Genomic DNA, 18,613 nt, shown 5'->3' on the forward strand with positions numbered 1-18,613 from the left:
GGCCGTATACGACTGTATATAGCATGTATGGCGTTCTTTGCTGCCTGGCGCCTGCTTTACTCTTTACTCAGCTTCTTCCGCCTGCTGTTTTTTCTCCCCAATGGAGAGCAGGGCATTCAGGAGAATTCCGAAAATAGCAGCTCCTGCGATGCAGGGCACATTCAGGCCGAAGAACGGAATGTTTCCGCCGAACGCATAGTTTCCGCCGATGCCGATGACCATAACGGAGGCGATGACGGCGATATTCTTGGAAGAGAACATATCGACCTTCTTATCGATCATGATGGCCATACCCTGGGCGGCAATTGCGCCGAAGAGGTAGATCTCCAGACCGCCGATGACAGCCAGAGGAATTCCGTAAATGATTCGGATGAGAGGCGTAAACATGGATACGATCATGGCAATGATGCCTGCGGCAGCCAGCACGGATACGGAAAAGATTTTCGTGATGGCCATGGTGCTGATGTTTTCGCCATAATTGGTGCCGGCAGGTCCGCCGATCAGGGCGGAAATCATATCACAGATGCCGTCGCCGATAAGATTTTTGTCCAGCATACTGGCCATATCATAATGCTTTCCTTTTTTCTTGCGGGAAAGCTCGTTCACATAGATATCAAGCTGATAAATATGTGCCGTGGATTCGGGTATAGTGGCGATGGCGATAGGCATGATGGCGGCTACAGCTGCCCAGGACACTTTCGGGAGAGAGAATGCGGGCAGGGCAAAGATGGAACCGTCTCCCAGCTTCCAGGTGGACGCGGCCAGAGCTTCAGCAGGCATTGCCCGGAACAGATTCATCTCCGGACCGCCGATGAGAAGCAGAATCCCTGCGGCCGCGCAGCCGGTAATGGCGCCCAGAAGCAGCGGAAGCTGCCCGAGCACACCCTTCAGATAGCGGGAGAACAAAATGGTTGACAGGAGGGTAATCAGAGAGATAACCCACACCCAGCTGCTTCCTGATACTCCTTCAGCAGCTGCCGGAGCAGCGTCAGATAAAGCATTTCCTGCAAGCGTCAGTCCGATAATCATGGCGACCGGACCGGTAATAGAAGCCGGCAGAATACGCTCTACCGCTCTGCGTCCGCTGAAGCGGACCAGAAGACCGGCGGCGATGGAGACAAGGCCGGAGAGAATGATGCCGAACTGCGCATAGGAGATAAGCTCTGCGGGGAGAATTCCCGTAGCTTCAAAGGAAGCGATCTGCTCCGCTGTGCCTTCTGCGGCAACCATGCTGGAAATAGCGGTCAGATAAGCAAAGGAAGAACCGTAATACATAGGAATCTTGCGTCCGGTGATCAGAATGAAGCAGATGGTGGCAAGACCGCTTGCAAAGATGGTGGTCGATACCTGAAAACCAGTGATCAGCGCTACCGTGACAGTAGCAGGAAACATGACGATGACCTGCTGGATAGCATACAGCAGCAGTTTGACAAGGGTGGGCTTTTCATCGGGCAGATAGCCCACAGCCGCATGTGTGTTGTTGCTCATTTTGTGTTTTCCCCTTCCTGGAATAGACTTGACAGGTTCCTTCCAAGAGGCATAATAAAATACCTTTCCGGAGTCCTCGGAAAGGCAGAAAAACGGCCTGCGGCAGGCAGATGACGAGCAGCTTTACCTGCCGCAGATATATACTCCCCCGGATGGAACCAGTTTCCACTGCTCCTGCCGTATCCGGCAGGAGCAGTGGAATGATAATGGTTTCACTGTGAGTTACTTTATCATATCCGGGGGAGTTTGTAAAGGAAAAGTAAAGAAGCGGAGAGGCCGGAGAAGCGCCGGCGATGGCCGCCGCTGCAGGATTAACTTAGGCTTGTCAAACTATCTGAAAAGAGGTATACTAAATGCAAGTATATCAAGACACACCTGGACAGGAGGTTTTGCAATGATTGAAGCAACCAGTTGTGGCGGTGTGGTAATATTTCGTGGCAAGATCCTTCTTCTGTACAAGAATTACAAGAACAGGTACGAGGGATGGGTTCTGCCGAAGGGAACTGTCGAGCCGGGAGAGGAATTCCGGGATACGGCGGTGAGAGAGGTGCGCGAGGAAACGGGCGTAGAGGCTTCCATCATCAAATATATCGGAAAAAGCCAGTATTCTTTTTCCGTGCCGGAGGACACGGTGGAGAAGGATGTGCACTGGTATCTGATGATGGCGGATAATTATTACAGCAAACCACAGCGTGAGGAGTATTTTGTGGATTCCGGCTACTACAAGTATCATGAGGCATACCATTTGCTGAAATTCTCCAATGAAAAGCAGATTCTGGAGCGTGCCTATAATGAGTATCTGGATCTGAAAAAAAGCAATCTCTGGGGCAGTAAAAAGTACTTTTAGAAGCGGAAGGCGTTTCATACCTGTTTTGCGGTTTTCCGCAGGGAAAATCCGGAACATATGTGGGAACGCCTTTTTTCTGCCCTGCCGGACAGGAAAAGCAGGACAAAAAATTTCACCGGTAAGGAAAAAGAGGGGAACAGCTGAATGCAGTGGGCGGAACATCTTTATCTCAGTGATATAACAGCCGCGAAAAAGGAAAGGATTATAAAAAAGGCAGAACAGGGAGCCGGTATGGTCAGCGTCTATTTCATTGCCCTGGCATCCAATCCGGACAACCTTTTCGATATTTTTCATGCCGCGCATCTGAAAGAAAGTGCCTTTTACCGGCAGAATCCTTACATTGTAGGAATTGCTTCCGGTTATGACGAGGCTCTGGAGCTGGTGCAGCATATGGTGGAGGACATCTACCGGGAAACCGGCGGATTTCAGGTGCGGGAGTATTTTGGACAGACCGGACAGGAGAAGTGAATGCTGCAGATATTTTTTCTGATATTAAAGATTATAGGGATCATTTTGGCTGCGGTACTGGGATTGGCCATTCTGCTTCTTCTGCTTGTGCTGTTTGTGCCGGTACGCTACAGGGCTTATGGTGTTAAAAAAGAAGGGGAATGCAGAGCGGAGGCCAAAATCAGCTGGCTGCTGCATCTTATCAGCGTTCCGGTGGCGTTTCGGGAGGGAGAGCTGAGCGCAAAAATAAAAATACTCGGTATCACGCTGATGGATCTGACGGACAGCGGCTCTTTTGAGGAAGCAGAGCCGGTTTCGGAGCCGGCAGAAAGGACAGAGGAGCAGAAGACGGCGCAGAGCGGGGAGCGGCCGGCAGAAGAGGCGGCAGCGCGGAGCGGGGAGCGGCCAGTAGAAGAGACGGCGCAGAGCGAGACGCGGCAGGCGCAAGAGCATCCGGTAGAAAAGCAGGCGGCGCCGGAGAGAACCTCCCAGAAGAAAGAGGAACTGGAGGAAGAAGAGGAAGAGAAGAACGGCATATTTTCCCATTTTCTGCAGTTCCTGCGGATGATATGGAAATTTTTTGCAGGCATTCCCCGGAAATTAAAAAATCTGAAATGTACATTCCGGCGGTTCTGTGGTAAAATAAATCGGATGGCAAGAAAATACCGGGCGGCGAAAGAGTTCGCGCTGGACGAGCGGACGAAAGCGGCGGTGCGGCTTGTGCTGGAGCAGGCAAAGTTTTTTGCCAGGCAGGCGCTTCCGCGCAAAATATGCGGGGAAGTCCGGTTCGGCACTTCTGATCCGGCGCTGACGGGGCAGATTCTCGGGATAGCCGGTATATTCTATCCGCTTTTTATGGATAATGTTAAAGTAGATCCGGATTTTGAGCAGACTATCCTGGAGGGAGAGCTGTTTCTGAAGGGACGCTTAAGAATAGTGTCTGCGGTGCGGATCGCCTGGAGACTCTTCCGGGACAAAAATGTACGTTATGTTTACCGAAAATTGAACCGGCAGTAGGGAATTCCGCCTGCGGACAGATTCTGTGGAACAGAATTTTGCGGGTTCTGGCGGGGCAGGCACAGAGCAGGCGGGCAGAAAGAGGTCAGAGATAAAAGGAGGATTTTTCTTATGAATAATAATTTTGATACAACTGTGGAATCTCTTTTCAAGGGAATGGACAGCTTTATTTCCACAAAGACAGTGGTGGGCGATGCTGTGACTATCGGCGACACGATCATTCTTCCGCTGGTGGATGTGTCCTTTGGCGTGGGCGCGGGAGCGTTTTCGGGAGAAAAGAAGCAGAATGCCGGCGGAGGTATGGGCGCCAAGATCACACCCAGCGCGATCCTTGTAATTTCAGGCGGCGTGACAAAGCTGGTGAATGTGAAGAATCAGGATACGGTCACGAAGATTCTGGATATGGTTCCCGATTTTGTCAATAAATTTGCGGGGGGAAAGAAAGAGAGCAGTCCGGTGGCGGACGCGATTCAGGACGCTGTGGATACCATGGAAGGCTGATTCATGGAAGCGGCTTTGAAATTTACGGTATCTGAAACTACATTCCCGGCATATATTTAAGATAAGAAACTTTTGTGCCGGGAGCGGTTATGAAACAGTTGCTGGGATTTGTGATGTTCTGGATCGGAGTAGGCATTCTGACTACGTTTTTCATGCCTGTCAACGGCTGGTTTGTCCGTGCACTGGCAGCCTTTTCTCTGATACTGGTGGGATATAACCTGTTTTCCTCCGGAGGGAAATGCGGGAAATAGGAAAAGGCAAAACAGGGGAGAGCAGATTGTATCCGCGGCATGTTCTAAAGCGATATAGCGATATAAAGCCAAATAACAAAGCAGCAATAACAATATAAAGAAAAAAACAGGGCTGCCTGCCGGAATACCGGAAGCAGCCCTTTGTCATTATTCTCAAATCCTAAGCTCTTTCAACCTTACCGGACTTCAGACAGGATGTACATACATACATCTTTCTGGCGCCGGAGCCTACCTTAACCTTTACAGACTTGACATTGGATTTCCACATCTTATTGGAACGTCTATGTGAATGGCTTACATTGTTTCCGAAATGAGCGCCTTTTTCACAGATTGCACATTTAGCCATGTTTGCACCTCCCTTGACCGATAATGAGCCTTTCTATACTGCATATAGACTCGCAACATAGGTTATTCTAGCAGATACCACTATATTTTGCAAGTGTTAATTTAAAAATAATCCGTTTTTTTGCCTTTTTAACACTTTTGGAAAGCAGAAAATATAAAAATATGCGAACTGTGAAAAATTGCTTTAATTTTCCCGTGAAACAGGTTATAATAGCAACAGGACAGGGGAAAGTGTGCCCAGATTTTTCAATGCACAGCTTTTTCAGTAATAAAAATAAAAGTGGAGGTAATCATAATGAAGGGACTTATGAATACACAGCTGGGCGCTGTTATGATCGACCCGGAAGTTATTGCCAGATATGCAGGCTCCGTAGCGGTGGAATGCTTCGGCATCGTGGGCATGGCTATGGTAAATGTCAAGGATGGACTTGTAAAGCTTCTCAAGAGAGATAATCTGACCCGCGGAGTTAACGTACAGATCAATGATAATAAGATCACGCTCTCATTCCATGTAATTGTTTCCTACGGCGTAAGCATTTCAGCCGTGTCAGACAATCTGATCAGCAATGTGAAATATAAGGTGGAAGAATTCACCGGAATGACGATTGAAAAAATCAACATCTTTGTAGAAGGTGTGCGGGTAATAGACTAATAGCAGGAGGAGTTTTTGGAAGTTATGAAAACAATAGATGTAGATATGCTGACAAAGATGTTCCTGGCCGGAGCCAAGAACCTGGAAGCAAAAAAGGAATGGATCAATGAACTGAATGTATTCCCGGTGCCGGACGGTGATACGGGTACAAATATGACGCTCACGATCATGTCGGCAGCTTCTGAGGTGAACAATCTGTCCGAGCGTACCATGGAGACAGTGGCGAAGGCGATTTCCTCCGGTTCCTTACGGGGAGCGCGGGGAAATTCCGGTGTTATTCTTTCCCAGCTTCTGCGTGGTTTTACAAAGGTGATCCGGGGATATGAGGTCCTGGACGCGCAGATTATTTCCAACGCATTCCAGAAAGCCGTAGAGACAGCCTATAAGGCGGTTATGAAGCCAAAGGAAGGAACCATTCTGACTGTGGCGAGAGGGGCTGCCGAGAGAGCTGCCGAGCTTGCCGCAGAAGTAGACGACCTGGACGTGCTGTTTTCGGAAGTGATTTCCGAGGCGGAGCGCGTGCTTGCCACGACGCCGGATCTGCTTCCCGTACTGAAAGAAGCAGGTGTGGTGGATTCCGGCGGACAGGGACTCGTGGAAGTGCTGAAAGGCGCTTACGACGCGTTCCTGGGCAAAGAGGTGGATTATACCTTTGAACAGCAGGGAAGCGCTCCTGTTAAGCCCAGTGCTCAGACAGAGGCGGAGATCAAGTTCGGTTACTGCACGGAATTTATCATTATGCTGAATCAGGAATTTGACGCGAAGACAGAGAGCGGGTTCAAGGCATTTCTGGAATCCATAGGTGATTCTATTGTGTGCGTGGCGGATGATGATATCGTAAAGATTCACGTACATACGAATCATCCGGGCCAGGCTATTGAGCGCGCTCTGGAGCTTGGTTCTCTGTCGCGCCTGAAGATTGACAATATGCGTGAGGAGCATGAGGAGAAACTGATCAAAGAGGCCTCCAAAATCGCGGCACAGCAGGCAGAGGCGGCGAAGAAGGAGGAGCCCCGCAAGGAGATGGGCTTTATTTCTGTGTCCATTGGCGAGGGAATCGGAGAGATCTTCCGGGGGCTTGGCGTAGATTATCTGATTGAGGGCGGCCAGACCATGAATCCCAGTACCGAGGACATGCTGAATGCCATTGACCGGGTGAACGCGGATCACATCTTCATTCTGCCGAACAATAAAAATATCATTCTGGCCGCGAACCAGGCAAAAGCCCTTTCCAAGGATAAGGATATCATTGTCATTCCTACGAAGACCGTTCCGCAGGGCATCACGGCCATGATCAACTATATGTCGGATTCTTCTGTGGAAGAGAACGAGGCCCGCATGACAGAGGAGATCGGAAATGTGAAGACCGGACAGGTGACTTACGCAGTGCGCGATACCCATATCGATGACAAGGATATCAAGGAAGGTGATATCATGGGTATTGGGGATCACGCGATTCTGTCGGTAGGAAAAGATGTGATGGAGACTACTCTTGCCATGTTCGATGAGCTGGTGGATGAGGATTCCGAGCTGATCAGCATTTATTACGGCGCGGATGTGTCCAAGGAAGACGCTGCGAGTCTCGGAACCAGCCTGGGAGAAAAATATCCGGACTGCGACATCGAGGTGCATTTCGGCGGCCAGCCCATCTATTATTACGTGGCGTCTGTAGAGTAACTGGAGCAGCAATTCTGCAGAGTAATGATTATGCCGGGAGGCTCTCCGTCTCCGGCGCCAGTCTGGAAACGGAGAGCCTTCTGTTCTCAGGAGTGTGAAATGAATACAGCTTCCCCAATGACAGCCCTGAAGGGCATTGGAGAAAAGACAGCTGCGCTCTTTCACCGTGTCGGCGTAGACACGGTGGGAGAGCTCTTGTCATATTATCCAAGAACTTACGATATTTATGAAAAGCCGGTGACTTTTGCCAATCTGGAGATGGACCGGGTACAGGCAGTGGCGGGGTTTGTCCACAGGGCGCCGGATACCAAAAAGATGAACCGTCTGACGGTGACGACTCTGACACTGGAGGAGTTCGGCGCGTACCTGCACCTGAGCTGGTATAATATGCCTTTCCTGCGCGGCAGCCTCCTTCCGGGCGGTACTTATATATTCCGGGGCAGAGTGCAGAAGAAAAAAGGGCGCCTTGTGATGGAGCAGCCTGAGATCTACACGCCGGGAGATTACGAAAAAATACAGGGAACTATGCAGCCTGTCTATGCTCTGACAGCCGGGCTTTCCAATAAAACAGTCACAAAGGCAGTTCATCAGGTCCTGGAAGAGCCCTCTCTGGCGCCGGAGTACCTGCCGGAGCATATCCGCGTGGAACAGGAGCTGGCAGAGTATAATTTTGCCATTCACTCCATTCATTTTCCCATTAGCCGTGATGCGCTCCTGCCGGCCAGAAAGCGTCTTGTTTTCGATGAATTTTTTCTCTTTATTCTGGCTCTGCGGCAGATGAAAGAGCAGACGGAAGGAGAAAAGAATGAATGTCCGATTCGGGCAGGAGAATGGACGGAGCATCTGCTTCAATCCCTGCCCTATGCGCTGACAGGGGCCCAGCAGCGCGTCTGGCAGGAGATTCAGTCGGATCTGTCCGGCGAGACGGTCATGAACCGGCTGGTCCAGGGAGACGTGGGCTCCGGGAAGACCGTGGTAGCAGTGCTGGCCCTGCTTGCGGCGGCGGAAAACGGATACCAGGGAGCGCTGATGGCTCCTACGGAAGTGCTTGCCAGACAGCATGCTCAGTCTGTGGCGCAGCTGCTGGAGAACTGCGGGCTGGAGGAAAAAGTGGAAACGGTTCTCCTTACAGGTTCCATGACAGCGAAAGAGAAGAGGGAGGCCTATGCCAGAATCGAGAGCGGGGAGGCAAAGCTTGTCATCGGCACTCACGCGCTGATTCAGGAAAAGGTTCAGTTTCACCGGCTGGGCCTTGTAGTGACAGACGAACAGCACCGTTTCGGTGTCCGCCAGAGAGAGACGCTTGCAGACAAAGGGCAGCATCCCCATGTGCTGGTGATGAGTGCCACGCCGATTCCGCGGACGCTGGCGATCATTGTCTATGGAGATTTGGATGTGTCTGTGATCGATGAGATGCCGGTGGGCCGCCTTCCCATCAAAAACTGTGTGGTGGATGAATCCTGGCGGCCAAACGCTTACCGGTTCCTGGAAAAGGAGGCGGCTGCCGGCAGACAGGCCTATGTGATTTGTCCGATGGTAGAGGAAAATCCGGAGCTTGAGATAGAGAATGTGGTGGATTACACAAAGAAACTGCAAGAGAATCTGAATCCGTCTATCACCATCGAATATCTTCATGGGAAAATGAAACCTGCCCAGAAAAATGAGATCATGGAACGGTTTGCTGCCGGGGAAATTCAGATTCTGGTCTCTACTACGGTGATAGAGGTGGGCGTCAACGTGCCGAACGCCACAGTGATGATGGTGGAAAACGCGGAGCGCTTCGGCCTTGCCCAGCTGCATCAGCTCCGCGGGCGGGTAGGCCGCGGAAAATATCAGTCCTACTGTATTTTTATCAGCGGCACGGATAACAAGGATACCAGAAAGCGGCTGGAAATCCTGAACAAATCCAATGACGGCTTTTATATCGCGTCCGAGGATTTGAAGCTCCGGGGGCCCGGCGATCTGTTTGGAGTCCGGCAGAGCGGCCTTTTGGAGTTTAAGATCGGAGACATTTTTACAGACGCGAGGATTCTGCAGGAAGCCAGCGAAGAGGCGGCAAAACTGAAGCGGCAGGACCCGGATCTGGAGCTTCCGGAACACCAGGCTTTAAAGAAGAGGCTTCTTAAGTACCGGGATGAAGGGCTGCGGCGGATGAGCCTGTAAAGGCGCGGCTGCCGGGCGGCGAAAGAATCCTGCCGCAAAGCGAAAGAATCTGCAGTCAGGCAGCGCGGTCTGCGTCAGACAGAAGAGGAGTTTTTAGACATATGAATATTTTAAATATAGAGCACGTAAGTAAGCTGTACGGGGATAAATGGATCTTTGATGATATCTCCTGCGGCATTCAGGAAGGCGAAAAGGTGGGAATCATCGGGATTAACGGTACGGGTAAGACCACGCTTCTTCAGATTATCTCCGGGGAGGAGGAGCCGGACAGGGGGCAGGTCATCCGGCAGAATGGGCTGAAACTGGCGGTTCTGTCCCAGAACAGCGATTTCCCGGCAGAGGAGACTGTGCTTTCCTATGCAGCCTCGGCGATTCGCCAGGAGGAATGGGATGCGGATAATGAGGCAAAAAGCATGCTGAATACTCTGGGCATCACAGAGCATGGGGCGAAGCTTGGCAGCCTGTCCGGGGGACAGAAGAAGCGGGCCGCGCTGGCGCGGACCCTGCTGGTTCCCTCAGACGTACTGATTCTGGATGAGCCCACCAACCATCTGGACGAGGATATGATTAGATGGCTGGAACAGTATCTGCGCCGGTACCGGGGAACGGTGATCCTCGTGACTCATGATCGGTATTTTCTCGATCAGGTGACAAACCGGATACTGGAGATCAGCAGAGGAAAGCTGTATAGCTATGAAGCCAATTATTCCCGTTTTCTGGAGCTGAAAAGCCAGAGGGAGGAGATGGAGCTGGCCGCGGAGCGGAAGCGCCAGAGCATCCTGCGCATCGAGCTCTCCTGGGCGGCCCGGGGCTGCCGGGCCAGAAGCACCAAGCAGAGGGCAAGGCTCGAGCGTCTGGAGGCTCTAAAGGAGGGACGGGCGCCGGAATTTGACAAGTCTGTGGAACTGGATTCTGTGGAGACCCGCATGGGGAAGAAAACCGTAGAGCTTCACGGGATATCCAAGAGCTATGGAGACCGGAAGATTGTGGAGGATTTCTCCTATATCTTTCTGAAGAACCAGACCGTGGCCTTCGTGGGTCCCAACGGCTGCGGGAAATCCACGCTGCTTAAAATGATTGCGGGACAGATTGAGCCTGACAGCGGAACCGTAGAGCTGGGAGAGACTATCCGTCTGGGATATTTCGCTCAGGAAATCCCGGAGATGGACGAGGATCAGAGAGTCATCGATTATGTGAAGGATATCGCTGAGTACATTCCCACCCGGGACGGCCGGATTTCGGCATCCCAGATGCTGGAGCGGTTCCTTTTCACGCCGGACATGCAGTACAATCCCATCGGAAAGCTCTCCGGCGGCGAGAAGCGCCGCCTGTATCTTTTGAGTGTTCTGCAGACGGGCCCCAATGTGCTTGTGATGGACGTAATATTCAGCCGGATATTTAGTGGTATATTGTGTGTATCTAGTAGAGAGAATGGAAGAAAAGTAACAGGATACACAGTAGATTGTGTTTTATGTGTATAGAGAGTGAGAATTAAGATGTGGGTTGCCAGAAGGCAACTTTTATTATTTGGAAAGATAGATGAGATATCATGATATTCTTTTGTATGAAGTAATCAAAATTATGGAATAGAAATAGTTCACTAAAAAGAGTGATTTAGCGCATCTATTTACATGAGTGTAACTAAATTGGAGTATTAGAATATCATGGTAATTTTGGCTCTCTATATGGATGTGTATTGAATGTATATAGTTGTAAAGAAGGGAAATATTTGATTGTGTGTATAATTTATGTATGAAATTCAATATATTAGTTCTTATACACTTTTGTATAGGTGTTTTCTGCACAAGAAAGCAGAGAGGTTTTCTCATAAAAGTTAGACAGGAATCAAAAAATTCGCTCTATAAAGTAAGATTATAAATTTTCAAATACTATATGCGGCTTGTACTGAAGTGGATATATATGGTATAATTTGTTAAAATAATAAAATATTTTTATGAGTTTAGCAATGTTCGACCGCATTTTACAAAGGGGAGGTAGTAGATATGGAAAAAAAGAAGGATTTGACAATACATGTTGGATATCCACTTCTAGTAAAATTAATATGGAGTGCTGGAGTAGCTATTGTAACGCTTATACTTGTTATCATAGGTATTAAGAAGGTTGATCCTTCTTATGTTTATCATGATGTCATGACCTATGATAACATTTCTAGTATGATTGAAACCTATTTTGTAGATACAGGTTTGATGGATTCTTCTATACTAGAGCTGAAATCGCCGCTGGAACAGATGGAAATGCTCCATGATCAATTACAAAATGAACAGGCAGCACAATCTGAATTTGATGTTCAACTAAAAAGAATTCTTATTTCAGCCGGTTGTGACTCAAGTACTATAAATGAACTTGAGGGTGAAGAGGTGACAAATTATCTTTCCACATATTTAACAGATATAACCGAGGAAAATGTTAATTTAGTATCTCAATATGAAGAATTGAATCAAAAATACATAAAATTATCTACGGAAGAAGAACAAAGTGACGTTCCAAACATAACAGATGTTGATCCTGTGTCAACTCCTGTACAGGAAGTGGCAAGTGTCTTTGATATGACACCTGTTAAGGGACGTGCATTTTGGTTTGATCGTTCTTCTGCATCTATAAATGAAGAAGATTTAACAGATTCTTATGGAAATGAATATTTATCAGCACATATAGCGTATCATGGAAGTGGAACGACCAAAGATAGTGCTTCTACTCCTGAATATGTGCTTGATGGAAAATATGAGAAATGCGTAGGACAGATTGTATTATCTAGGTCAAATATCGAAATGGAAGGAAAGATTTGGATAGAATTTTATTCTGGAGAGCAGCTAATTTATAAAACGGATGAAATATCAATGACGGATAAAGTGCTTGATTTTAGTTTTTCTATAGAAGGGATAAATGAATTTTCAATTGTTACAGCAGGAACAAATAGTAGGTCAGCAAAAGTTATTTATCCTTATTTAAATCTTATGACAATAGTAAAATAAGCCTGTTTATTTATAGAAAATATATTGTGATTACGTTGTTCTATGGTCGTTGGCGATAGAGTTATTAGTAATTCCGGCCCCTATATGGATGTGTATTGAATATAGATAGTCGTAAATGAAGAAAATATATGGGCTGTGTGTACAATCTGTGTATAGCGTGGTGTTATTAAAATTACATCTTTTTCCGGGAAATAGTGATTACGTATTGTGCGGTGCATATTTACATTTATAACGAAAATTTATGGATAAAATATGACGATATAAACAAAGATGTATGAAGTACAAGAATCCTTGTAGAGTATATAGAATTAAATATTTTAATGAGATTTTCTATTTGTTGGCTAAAACAGAAATGGAAATTATAAGATGAATCTGTTAGGTGAGCAAATTGGGCATGGATTTCTGTAAAGATGAGAAATATCCATATGTGATGCTTAAGACAAAATATATGTTATAGCACAAGATTTAAGTATCGTGAGGATTATCCAATGCAAGCAAGTATATATAGAATGAATATTCTTATTGTAGATTTATACATAGAAAAAACGGATTACGATAGAATTAAGAAAATCACGCTTTCATGTGGATGTTCGCGATTAAACTTCTGTAGATCAAGAGTTAGTTGTGCATGAAATTAAGAGACAGGAAATAGAATTCATACCAGTTGAGCCGAGAAAATTGCAGGTTTCATGTGCGATTGGAATAAAACAGATATTCGTATAATAGCTACTAACAAAGAGAGAAGGGGCGTTTGTAAGTAATAGGTATCACTAAATTCATGAGGGAGTGAGGTTTACGTAGATTTTGAGATTGAGGAGCAGAAAGTTTCTGGCTTTCATTCTCGTAAGAACAGGATAAGAATCAGCAAAGGGAAAAGTGGCATTTAAATGTCATGACTACGGCCTACATGTTTACAAAGGCAGAAAAGCACTTACAGTCATCTGGAGAGAATTGATTGTATTCTTGAATGATTTGTGATCTATCGTGAACCTTTTTCTGAGTTGAACGTACTTTCTTATTGCAGACTTAGAAGAAAAAGAGTAACGAAGGTAGGCAAGCCAAGTGTTCAGTAATACGATGATGGATAACATTGTTGGAAAATCTAAGTGATAAAAATAAATTGTCTATTTTCCATATATAGGTATATAATTGTTAAAAATGTTAGGTAATTGTTAAATGATTTTCTCCTTGGCTGTGGATAATTTTCTGCTATATAAGGAGAAAAAACAGGTCATTATTCAGAATTGCTTCCGAACTGACATAGATCATCAGATTTTGGGCACACTTTTATAAGCCTGCAAAAGAGCTTTGACAATTAAATACTTTTTCAGGCAATTAAAGGTTTGAGACTCCGAATATACTGCGGACAATTCATGTTGTGAGCAACAATGGCTGTAAGCTGGCTGGCAATACCGGCAAGGAATACATCCGCTTTCATGATGGTGTGTTTCCGGGATTTTCTTCCGGCAACACACATGTTGATTTTCAGGTGATTGATGGTACGTTCCACAATAGTTCTGATTTTGTAAAGGGAATTCTATTCATCGGAATCCCGTTGAACGCCAGGAAACATGCGGAAATCCAGATTTTCATACGTATAGGTGGTGCGTCCCTTTTTGGCTGTACTGCAGGGATTATCGCATTTGCAAGTCCACTGTCCTTTTTATACTGCATCCTGGGCATTCCCATTTAATACGATCCGACCGCCCTTTTTCCTTTGTGATTCCAAGATGTTTCATTGCGAGAGAGCTGTTATTGGGGCAGGCATGATAGCCGTATTCGTTGTAACCAACTTTTTTCAGGGGGCTTTCATTTCTTGGGTTATAAGGAATAAGAACCTGTGAGAAATGGAAGTGGTTATGCAGCAAGCCATATGTTTCGATGGAATTGAAAGCGGAGCCACCGAGGAATGTATCCGGGTGAAAATCCGGATGCAGGGGAAAAGAAATCGGAAAGCACAGGTTTTAAGGAAGAAGCATCGCCGATGGATTTATCTTCGTCCGGGGAGTGGGATTTCTTTGCCACGGACATATTAGGATGAGCGGCCTTGAAGTCATCATCGAGGAAAGAGATGTGGCGGATAATGCTTAAGCCGTTGGTGAGGATGGCGAATTTATCCGCATAGCAGAAATGCCCGTTGATGTACTGCTGTTTAGCGTCAGGGCAGGAAGCTACCTGGGATGGCATAAGCCCGTAAGCCATCTTATAGGGGGTGACGTCGGGATTATCCTTGCAATAAGCCTTGAGCTTACGGATAAGGGCGTTAAGAGTTTTCGGGGTGTTTTCGGTGACATAAAGTTCGATAGCGGAAGTGTCAACGGTAAGGACTGTGCCAGAGAAGAATCAATGTGCTGGCAGATAGGTTCCGTATAGTCAACCATCTGTTGAAGCATGAGTTCAATGCAGCTGGCAAGACCCGGTTTGAAGCGGGAAAAGAAAGGGGCGTCGGGGACCTTGGAAAAGCTGCAGAAATCCCTGAGTTTTTTACAGAGCTTCAAGAGGAGAATGAGCAGGGAATCCGTAGGGATAAAGAAGAGCTTTTGCAGAATGATAGTAGAAAGGAAGCCAGTAAGAGGATAATCCCTTTTTTGTCCAAGGTGGTGATAAAAGGCATTGAAAAAGTTTGTGGAATGAAGAGAGAAATATCAAAATGCTGTTTGAGAAGCTGAAAAAAGGAAGGGACATCATCCATGAACATATCGCTTTAGTCTGAGAAAGTATCTTTTAAAGTAATCTGATGATATTTAATAGTCATAAATTTTCTTCTCCGCAGGCTGTGACTTTGTTTGTGTGGTTACTTCAATTTTACCATCTGCGGAGAGAAGATTTATATAAAAAAGTTAAAGAAACCCGATAAAATCAAGGAGATTCGGCATTTAACAAATGCCTATGTTAAAAATGTGCATAGGAGAAAGGTAATGAGAATTACAATTTGTCATTTAAGTGATATACATTTTGGAAAAGATGGAAACACTATATTGGAGAAAAAAGAGAAGATTTGCGATGCTATTTTACAGAATGCATTAAAAAGAGATATAGTTTTATTTATTGTATCGGGAGATATTGCACAATCAGGACAAGAAATAGAATATGAAATAGCGTTGAATTTTTTCATGCAGATTCAGGAATATTTAGAGAAACGTAAGGAACTAAAGGTTTTGTTCTTTTTTGTGCCAGGAAATCATGATTGTGATTTTACAAATACACAAAGAAATCGAGATGATGATCTTAGAAGAGACAAGGTCGTAGGTGAACGAAATAAAGTATCTGAAGAAAATTTAAAATACTATATAGATGGATTGTGCCAGAAGCAACAAAATTATTGTGATTTTATAGATTTATTTGAATATAATGGTTTAGAGGGAATTCAAGTAAAAAGAATTTCTAGCTCTCAGTTACTAATACAATATGAGATTTTAATTGAGGGAAAAAGTATTAAATTGAATTTACTTAATTCGGCGTGGTTAACAGAAATAAGGGAGAAGCCAGGAAATTTATACTTTCCTAGTAATACATATAAGAGAATTACTAAGGATGGGGATATTGTCATTACAGTATATCACCATCCTAGTAATTGGATGCATCCAAATGATAGAAATGAATTTAATAGATGGGTTATGAATAAATCGGATTTAGTTTATGTGGGGCATGAACATTTGGGAAGAAACGAGCTTGTCGAAACAAGAGATACAACCTATCATGCACAATACGGAGAGGTGTTGCAAGAAAGAAATGATGCAAAGACTAGTGGATTTATTATTAATTATATTGAAGGTGATGAAAATTCTACCCAAGTATATAAATGGGATGATGACAAAAAAATGTACATAGTATCATATACACTATCGAAAAAGCTTAACGTAAAAGACAATAAATATCTATATTTCCAAAAAGAATTTCAAGAGTATTTGGAGACAACAGATATTAGAATTTCTCATCCGAATAAAGAAAAAGTGACTATGAGAGATTTATATGTCTATCCTGATATAGAAGCTTATAAGGAAAGGGATAATAAATATGATATAAACAATGATAGTGTTACAGTGAAAGGAGATGAGTTATTAGATTATATTTTAGAAACAAAAAGAATTTCTTTCTCGGGAGGGGCGAAGGCGGGGAAAACTGCTCTAGCTAAAAATATTGCATTTGATTTTGCTGAAAAGGGAAAATACAGCATAATAATTGATTGTGCAGTAATTGGTACAGTATCTAATCAGAATTTAAGTAAAATTGAAGAGACTTATATTGCAAAAGCATACGGAAAAGAATATGTATGTACTTATAAGCAATTAGAATTATCAAATAAGGTATTAATTTTAGATGGTTTTGAAAAGATACGTGATAGAGCATCAAAAAAGAAAGTACTAGAGTATTTTGATAATTTTTATGATTATATATTAACTTTTTCGAATACTACTTTTGAATTAGAACTTTTAGATGAATCTTTGAACAATGAAAAGAGTAACTATGTTCATTGTTCAATTAGCGAGATGGGATATAAGAGAAGAAATCAACTTATAACAAAATGGTATTATTTAGGAGACGGAGGGGATAGTATAGTAGATGACGTTGTGAAAGAGAAAATATCAGAGGCGATGTCTACAATTGATGTTCTCAAGGGAAATGGATATATGCCATGTATTCCACCGCATATATTAATAATTCTTCAACAACTTGAATATTCTATGGATGGAAGCAATCAAGAAAGAAGTAATTATGGATATCTTTATGAATTTTTGATTACAAAGTCTATTTTGGAAATGAATCAAAATTGTGAATATATTCATAAAGATATTGCTTTTGGAATTTTGACAAATATAGCGGAATATATGTTGCAACAAGAAAGCAAAATTATATCAGCTGATGAATATAGAAATATAGTATATCAGTATAATATAGATTTTCAAACGGATGCGAATGCGGAACAATATATCCATGAATATAGTAAAGTTGAATTGTTACAGGAAAAAAATGGACAAATATTTTTTGAATATCCTTATGTACACTACTATTTTACTGCAAAACATCTTGCAAATAATATTGCTAAAGAGTGGGCACAAAGAAAAATACAGTGTATGTCACAAAAGCTATATGAAGAAGAGTATGGAAATATAATGATTTTTTTATGTCATCTTTCAAAAGATGAGTTTATAATTCAAACTGTGTTGGATAATGCAAAAGAAATTTTTTCGGATAAATTACCTTTTGATTTTGGAGAGCATAAATCGATTCAGATGTCATTTGATGAGTATCTAAAAACGGATTTTATACCAGAAAAGGATACAGAAAAAAGACAGGAAGAAATACTGGAAATAAGAGATATTCAAGAGCGGAACAACAAAAAGCAAAGAGAAATAGATATAATTGAAGGTGATAGGCAAGAGATATATAGTTTGGACAATGCTTTTAAGACCATAGAAGTAATGGGCCAAATTCTTAAGAATTATCCGGGAACGATAAAAAGAAGCGTGAAAAACAATCTATTGGAAACAACCTATAATTTAGGAATGAGAACCCTTTCATATACTAGTGATATTTTATATGGAGGAATGGAGAGAATATTTGCAGGTATACGAAAAAAACTGCAACCAAATCCATCCCAAATCGACATAGATAAAATGAAAACGATTAGCCGACAAATTAGTAATTCAATGGATAATCTGTTTAGCCTTTTGGCATATGCGATGATAAGAAATTTGGCAAGTTCAGTGGCGAATAAGGCATTGATGCCAGTTATATCGCAGTCAAAATTAAATGATTTGATAGGATATGATTTAGTAAAAGCTTCTATCCAATTAAATGAATTTGGCATAATTTCTGTAGATTTAGTACTGAATAAGTATGATAACTATAGAAGCCAAAATAATGTTTTTTCTGCCAAATTGCTTAGACTTTTTGTTTTGGATCATTATTATGTTTATGGTTCCAAAGATTTTAAAAATAGACAGAAAGTATGGGAAAGAATGGCGTTTGGAAAGAAAGAAAAAGTATTGACATTACAAGGCAACATAAATTAGGTATAAGCTATTGCGATAGTATTCTTATGTTAACTTGAAATTTTAATTCCAGTGCAGAGTTAAATTCCACATGGCTTTAAAAATTCATTGTTATTATGTAAGCGCTTTATAATCGGCCGGATCGTCAGGCTCCAACTTTTGTGAGATACTTCAGATAGCTGGAGTAATTCACTTCCTCTCTGGTTCTCAGATTCGCAAAAGCTGGATTTCAACTA

Annotated in this window: 15 protein-coding genes and 1 pseudogene; 13 read left to right on the top strand and 3 right to left on the bottom strand. The window is 43.9% G+C overall.

Annotation, left to right across the window (positions count from 1 at the left end):
• Nucleotides 1-63: 63 nt before the first annotated feature.
• Entirely contained in the window at nt 64-1,488 is a 1,425-nt protein-coding gene (locus tag B5E82_RS16355) for a uracil-xanthine permease family protein (RefSeq protein WP_087308600.1), read from the bottom strand.
• 394 nt (nt 1,489-1,882) lie between these two features.
• Here B5E82_RS16355 and B5E82_RS16360 point away from each other — a divergent pair, with 394 nt between their 5' ends.
• The 5 genes from B5E82_RS16360 to B5E82_RS18155 all read left to right on the top strand — a co-directional run bounded on the left by B5E82_RS16360 (nt 1,883) and on the right by B5E82_RS18155 (nt 4,551).
• Nucleotides 1,883-2,335 (top strand): NUDIX hydrolase, encoded by a 453-nt coding sequence (locus tag B5E82_RS16360; RefSeq protein WP_087308601.1) that lies wholly within the window; start codon nt 1,883-1,885, stop codon nt 2,333-2,335.
• Between the two features lie 144 nt (nt 2,336-2,479).
• Nucleotides 2,480-2,803 carry a hypothetical protein gene (locus B5E82_RS16365; RefSeq protein WP_087308602.1) on the top strand — a complete coding sequence of 108 codons (324 nt, stop codon included), beginning with the start codon at nt 2,480-2,482 and terminating at the stop codon, nt 2,801-2,803.
• Nucleotides 2,804-3,799, top strand: a complete 996-nt coding sequence (locus B5E82_RS16370; RefSeq protein ID WP_087308603.1) for a DUF2953 domain-containing protein — start codon at nt 2,804-2,806, stop codon at nt 3,797-3,799.
• A gap of 111 nt (nt 3,800-3,910) precedes the next feature.
• Nucleotides 3,911-4,300, top strand: coding sequence for a GerW family sporulation protein (locus B5E82_RS16375; protein WP_087308604.1), 390 nt, complete (start codon nt 3,911-3,913; stop codon nt 4,298-4,300).
• An 89-nt stretch (nt 4,301-4,389) separates the two neighbouring features.
• Nucleotides 4,390-4,551, top strand: coding sequence for a hypothetical protein (locus tag B5E82_RS18155; RefSeq protein WP_162609628.1), 162 nt, complete (start codon nt 4,390-4,392; stop codon nt 4,549-4,551).
• 160 nt (nt 4,552-4,711) lie between these two features.
• Here B5E82_RS18155 and rpmB read toward each other — a convergent pair whose 3' ends face one another.
• The gene (gene rpmB, locus B5E82_RS16380; protein ID WP_087308605.1) at nt 4,712-4,897 is read right to left on the bottom strand and encodes a 50S ribosomal protein L28; all 186 of its coding nucleotides are present in this window, start codon (nt 4,895-4,897) and stop codon (nt 4,712-4,714) included.
• A 294-nt stretch (nt 4,898-5,191) separates the two neighbouring features.
• On the opposite strand from rpmB, the gene B5E82_RS16385 reads away from it, so the two are divergent.
• The 6 genes and pseudogenes from B5E82_RS16385 (at nt 5,192) to B5E82_RS18015 (ending at nt 14,074) form a co-directional block, all read left to right on the top strand.
• Entirely contained in the window at nt 5,192-5,548 is a 357-nt protein-coding gene (locus B5E82_RS16385) for an Asp23/Gls24 family envelope stress response protein (RefSeq protein WP_087308606.1), read from the top strand.
• A 24-nt stretch (nt 5,549-5,572) separates the two neighbouring features.
• Entirely contained in the window at nt 5,573-7,225 is a 1,653-nt protein-coding gene (locus B5E82_RS16390) for a DAK2 domain-containing protein (RefSeq protein ID WP_242966356.1), read from the top strand.
• Nucleotides 7,226-7,324: 99 nt separating this feature from the next.
• On the top strand, nt 7,325-9,388 hold the full coding sequence (gene recG, locus B5E82_RS16395) for an ATP-dependent DNA helicase RecG (RefSeq protein ID WP_087308607.1): 2,064 nt from the start codon (nt 7,325-7,327) through the stop codon (nt 9,386-9,388).
• A gap of 101 nt (nt 9,389-9,489) precedes the next feature.
• A pseudogene (locus B5E82_RS16400) lies at nt 9,490-10,767 on the top strand (ABC-F family ATP-binding cassette domain-containing protein); the annotation flags it as partial.
• 624 nt (nt 10,768-11,391) lie between these two features.
• Nucleotides 11,392-12,381 carry a hypothetical protein gene (locus B5E82_RS16405; RefSeq protein WP_087308609.1) on the top strand — a complete coding sequence of 330 codons (990 nt, stop codon included), beginning with the start codon at nt 11,392-11,394 and terminating at the stop codon, nt 12,379-12,381.
• Between the two features lie 1,378 nt (nt 12,382-13,759).
• Nucleotides 13,760-14,074, top strand: coding sequence for a hypothetical protein (locus B5E82_RS18015; protein ID WP_140393173.1), 315 nt, complete (start codon nt 13,760-13,762; stop codon nt 14,072-14,074).
• 164 nt (nt 14,075-14,238) lie between these two features.
• On the opposite strand, the gene B5E82_RS18020 is transcribed toward B5E82_RS18015, so the two are convergent.
• Nucleotides 14,239-14,568, bottom strand: a complete 330-nt coding sequence (locus B5E82_RS18020) for a hypothetical protein (RefSeq protein ID WP_140393174.1) — start codon at nt 14,566-14,568, stop codon at nt 14,239-14,241.
• A 161-nt stretch (nt 14,569-14,729) separates the two neighbouring features.
• Here B5E82_RS18020 and B5E82_RS16420 point away from each other — a divergent pair, with 161 nt between their 5' ends.
• A complete protein-coding gene (locus tag B5E82_RS16420; RefSeq protein ID WP_087308612.1) occupies nt 14,730-15,050 on the top strand; it encodes a hypothetical protein in 321 nt (106 codons plus the stop codon).
• Between the two features lie 249 nt (nt 15,051-15,299).
• A complete protein-coding gene (locus B5E82_RS16425) occupies nt 15,300-18,398 on the top strand; it encodes a metallophosphoesterase (protein WP_087308613.1) in 3,099 nt (1,032 codons plus the stop codon).
• Nucleotides 18,399-18,613: the final 215 nt, after the last annotated feature.

This window comes from Lachnoclostridium sp. An138, from assembly GCF_002160765.1.
GTDB classification, from domain to species: Bacteria; Bacillota; Clostridia; order Lachnospirales; family Lachnospiraceae; genus Laedolimicola; species Laedolimicola faecalis.

What these genes read in the sequence shown, in the direction of transcription:
- B5E82_RS16355 (WP_087308600.1), bottom strand. Translation starts at nt 1,488, where the DNA reads ATGAGCAACAACACACATGCGGCTGTGGGCTATCTGCCCGATGAAAAG.
- B5E82_RS16360 (WP_087308601.1), top strand. Translation starts at nt 1,883, where the DNA reads ATGATTGAAGCAACCAGTTGTGGCGGTGTGGTAATATTTCGTGGCAAG.
- B5E82_RS16365 (WP_087308602.1), top strand. Translation starts at nt 2,480, where the DNA reads ATGCAGTGGGCGGAACATCTTTATCTCAGTGATATAACAGCCGCGAAA.
- B5E82_RS16370 (WP_087308603.1), top strand. Translation starts at nt 2,804, where the DNA reads ATGCTGCAGATATTTTTTCTGATATTAAAGATTATAGGGATCATTTTG.
- B5E82_RS16375 (WP_087308604.1), top strand. Translation starts at nt 3,911, where the DNA reads ATGAATAATAATTTTGATACAACTGTGGAATCTCTTTTCAAGGGAATG.
- B5E82_RS18155 (WP_162609628.1), top strand. Translation starts at nt 4,390, where the DNA reads ATGAAACAGTTGCTGGGATTTGTGATGTTCTGGATCGGAGTAGGCATT.
- rpmB (WP_087308605.1), bottom strand. Translation starts at nt 4,897, where the DNA reads ATGGCTAAATGTGCAATCTGTGAAAAAGGCGCTCATTTCGGAAACAAT.
- B5E82_RS16385 (WP_087308606.1), top strand. Translation starts at nt 5,192, where the DNA reads ATGAAGGGACTTATGAATACACAGCTGGGCGCTGTTATGATCGACCCG.
- B5E82_RS16390 (WP_242966356.1), top strand. Translation starts at nt 5,573, where the DNA reads ATGAAAACAATAGATGTAGATATGCTGACAAAGATGTTCCTGGCCGGA.
- recG (WP_087308607.1), top strand. Translation starts at nt 7,325, where the DNA reads ATGAATACAGCTTCCCCAATGACAGCCCTGAAGGGCATTGGAGAAAAG.
- B5E82_RS16405 (WP_087308609.1), top strand. Translation starts at nt 11,392, where the DNA reads ATGGAAAAAAAGAAGGATTTGACAATACATGTTGGATATCCACTTCTA.
- B5E82_RS18020 (WP_140393174.1), bottom strand. Translation starts at nt 14,568, where the DNA reads ATGCCATCCCAGGTAGCTTCCTGCCCTGACGCTAAACAGCAGTACATC.
- B5E82_RS16425 (WP_087308613.1), top strand. Translation starts at nt 15,300, where the DNA reads ATGAGAATTACAATTTGTCATTTAAGTGATATACATTTTGGAAAAGAT.